The 3,407-nt window shown below is 75.6% G+C and carries 2 protein-coding genes; one reads left to right on the top strand and one right to left on the bottom strand.

Translation table 11 applies throughout. The features are described 5' to 3' along the window. The first annotated feature begins 138 nt into the window (after positions 1-138). Positions 139-684, top strand: coding sequence for a hypothetical protein (locus tag OH807_RS20000; protein ID WP_406200664.1), 546 nt, complete (start codon positions 139-141; stop codon positions 682-684). 12 nt (positions 685-696) lie between these two features. Here the strand turns inward: OH807_RS20000 and OH807_RS19995 are convergent, their stop codons facing one another. Further along, the gene (locus OH807_RS19995) at positions 697-3,396 is read right to left on the bottom strand and encodes an amino acid adenylation domain-containing protein (RefSeq protein WP_406200662.1); all 2,700 of its coding nucleotides are present in this window, start codon (positions 3,394-3,396) and stop codon (positions 697-699) included. Positions 3,397-3,407 lie beyond the last annotated feature (11 nt).

The following is a 3,407-nucleotide window of genomic DNA, read 5'->3' as shown; positions in this document are numbered from 1 at the left end:
GCCACTCACCCTCAATAGCTCGACAAGGAACAACGGACCAGGGCCCATGTCTAACAGCGGCCCGGAAGAGCGGACAATGCCGCTTGCAGAAAGCTGCCACGCCTTGGTGGCAGTACTGCCGCGTGCTAGCGTCGCGGCATGGACGAGAACTCGACGAAGGCGTCGCCGGAAGGCCTGCTGATCGACCGTTACATGCCGGAATGGCATTTCCGGGAACACCACTGGGTGAAGGTCTCGGAGCCCCCCGCGACGGTGCTGGCGGCGGCCCGCGAGCTGACCTGGCGGGAGGCTCCGGTGGCCCGCGCACTGCTCGCGTTCACCCGGAACAAGCTGCGGGCCGACGGCCTCGTGCTGGACGACTTCGCCATGGGCGGAGACACCGTACTGGAGCTCTCAGAAGGGGAGTTGGTGTACGGCGGGATCGGCTCGCAGGCCGGCCCGGTGCGCCCGGACCGGCCGATGGCGGAGGTGTTCACGGACTACGCCGAGCCGGGCTGCACCAAGGTCGTCTTCACCCTGCACTGCGCCGACGGAATTCTTTCCACGGAGACCAGGATCCTGGCCACGGACGAGTCGACCCGGCGCAGCTTCGGGCGGTACTGGAAGGTCATCCGCATTCCCAGCGGAATGATCCGTATCGCCCTGCTGGCGGCGCTCAAGCGCCGGGTCGACATTCCGTCCTGATCGGCTTTCCGGTCAGCCCCGGGCGTCCCGGACGAGTTCGATGAACCGGCCTGCCGAGGAGTTCCGGTAGAAATCCTGGGTGGTCACCTTCGGCAGGCCCTGGTTGCGCATTTCGCGGAGCACCCGGATGACCAGCAGAGAATTCCCGCCGAGCTCGAAGAAATTGTCCTGCACCGTCACCTCGGCGTTCAGTGCGTGGCTCCACAGCTTGAGGATCCGGTCGGTCAGCGGGTCGCCCCGGCCGGCCGGCTCCGCGCCGTCGGGGTGCTCCCCGGCCCGGCCGGCCGGCGCCGCGGTCGCGGTCGCGGCCGGGGCCGGCAAGGCGGCGGTGTCCACCTTGCCGTTGATGGTCAGCGGGATCGCGGGCACCGCGGTGACCGAGCTCGGCACCATGTAGGAAGGCAGCACCCCGCGGGCGTGCGCCAGCACGTCGGCCGGGCCGGCCGCGCCGCGCAGCGTGACGTAGGCGTCGATCCGTGCGGTGGCCGGGTCGCCGGGGGTGTCGTGGTTGAGCACGGTGGCCGCGCCCGCCACGTCGGGGTGGCCGAGCAGCACGTTGCGGATCTCGTCCAGCTCGATCCGGTGGCCGCGGACCTTGACCTGGCTGTCCAGCCGGCCGAGGTGGTCCAGGGCGCCGTCCGGGCGCAGCCGCCCGCGGTCGCCGCTGCGGTAGATCCGGCCGCCGCCGTAGGGGTCGGTGACGAACCGCTCGGCGGTCAGCCCGGGCTGCCCCAGGTAGCGGTCGGCCACCCCGGCGCCGCCCACCCAGATCTCGCCCGGGACGCCGGCCGGCAGCAGCCGCCCCCGGGGGTCGCGCACCGACAGGCTCCAGCCGGGCAGCGCCCGGCCGACCTTGCGGCCGGTGGCGAGGACGTCGGCGGGGGTCACGGTGTGCGCGGTGACGTGCACGGTGGTCTCGGTGATGCCGAACATGTTCACCAGCCGGCAGGCGGCCGGCGAGTGCCGGGCGAACCAGGGCGCGAGCATCCGGACGTCGAGCGGCTCGCCGCCGAAGACCACCAGCCGGACGGCCAGCGCGTCGGCCGGGGCCTGCCGGTCGGTCTCCACCAGCTGGCCGAAGGCGGACGGCGTCTGGCTGAGGACGGTCACGCCCTCGCGGACCAGCAGGGCGTGGAACAGCTCCGGGTCCCGGGTGGTCCAGTGGTCCACCACGACCACCCGGCCGCCGGTGAGCAGGCAGCCCCAGATCTCCCAGACCGAGAAGTCGAAGGCGCTGGAGTGGAACAGCGTCCACACGTCGTCCGGGCCGAGCCGGAAGCCGTCGCGGGTGGCCTCGACCAGCGCGGCGACGTTGCGGTGCGGGACGACGACGCCCTTGGGGCGGCCGGTGGAGCCGGAGGTGTAGATGACGTAGGCGGGCGCCGAGCCGTCCTCGGCCCGGGGCTCCCCGGCCGGGGCGTCGCCGGCCAGGGCGCGCAGCTCGGCCGGGGTGACCACCCGGACGCCGTCGAGGTCCGTGGGCAGGCCCCCGCCGGTGCCGATGACCACGGCGGCGCCCGCGTTGCCCACCGTGTAGCGGATCCGGTCCCCGGGGTGGCGCAGGTCCATCGGCACGTAGGCGCAGCCGGCCTTGAGCACGCCGAGCAGGCTGATCACGAGGTCCGCGTCGCGCTCCAGGGCGACCCCGACCATCGCGCCGGGGGCCACCCCGAGGGCACGCAGCCCGGCGGCGGTCCGCTCGGCGAGCGCGTCGAGGCCGGCGTAGCTGAGGTCGGCGCCCCCCGCGGTCAGCGCGACGGCGTCCGGCCGGGCCCGGGCGATCTCGGCGAAGAGCCCGTCGACGGTCCGGGCGGCGCGCTCGGCGCTGCCGGCCGCCGGGGTGGTGCCGAGGGCGAGCAGGTGCGCCGTCTCGGCGGGGTCGAGCAGCGCGACCTGCTCCAGCGGCAGCGCCGGTCCGGCGGCCAGCTGCGCGGCGACGTGGGCGACGTGGGCGGCGAACCGCTCGGCGACGACCGGCGCCAGCTCGGCGGGGTGGTACCGGAGCAGGCCGGCCGCGGTGCCGTCGGCCTGCCGGGTGAAGTGCAGGACGCCGGGCAGCGCGGGGGCCAGCCGGGGCAGCCGCCACTGGCCCGGCCGGGCGTCCTCGACCAGGACGCCGATCCCGCCGAGGTCGAGCAGCCCGCCCGGGTGCGCGGGGCGGCCGGCCAGGAAGCCGGCCGCGTCCTGCGCCTCGTCCACGGCCTCGCCGGTGCCGTACCGGGCGAGCACCAGGGCGACGGCGCCGGTGAGCAGGGCGGGGTCACCGGGCAGGCCGGGCGGCAGCGGCACCGGGAGCTCGGCGGTGCGGCCGGCCGCGGCGGGGTCGCCGAGGCCCCACTCCGGGGCATTGCGGCGGGCGGCGGGCGGCTCCGGCGCGACCCGGCGCACGTCCAGCGGGTCGCCGTCCAGGGCGAGTTCGTGCCGGGCCACCAGGACGAGGTCGGCGGCCCCGTCGGTGTAGCGGAGCAGGACGGCGCGCAGCGGCAGGCCGGCGGCGCGCAGCGGGCGGCCGGCCTCCCGCCGGGCCCGGGCGGCGGCCTGCGGGTGGCCGGCGGGCAGCGGGAGGTGCTCCTCCCAGAGCGGGAGGCCGGCGAGGTCCGCGCGGGCCCGTCCGGCGCTGGTGCGCAGCCGCTGCCGCAGCTCCTCGGCATCGACAGGGCCCGGCATCCGGACCACCAGGCTGTGGCACGACGCGGCCTGACTTCTCGACATGGTCGGACTCC

The sequence above is a fragment of the Kitasatospora sp. NBC_01560 genome (genome assembly GCF_045208415.1).
In the GTDB taxonomy this organism is placed as follows: domain Bacteria; phylum Actinomycetota; class Actinomycetes; order Streptomycetales; family Streptomycetaceae; genus Kitasatospora.
This window is presented reverse-complemented; position numbering and strand designations above follow the sequence as displayed.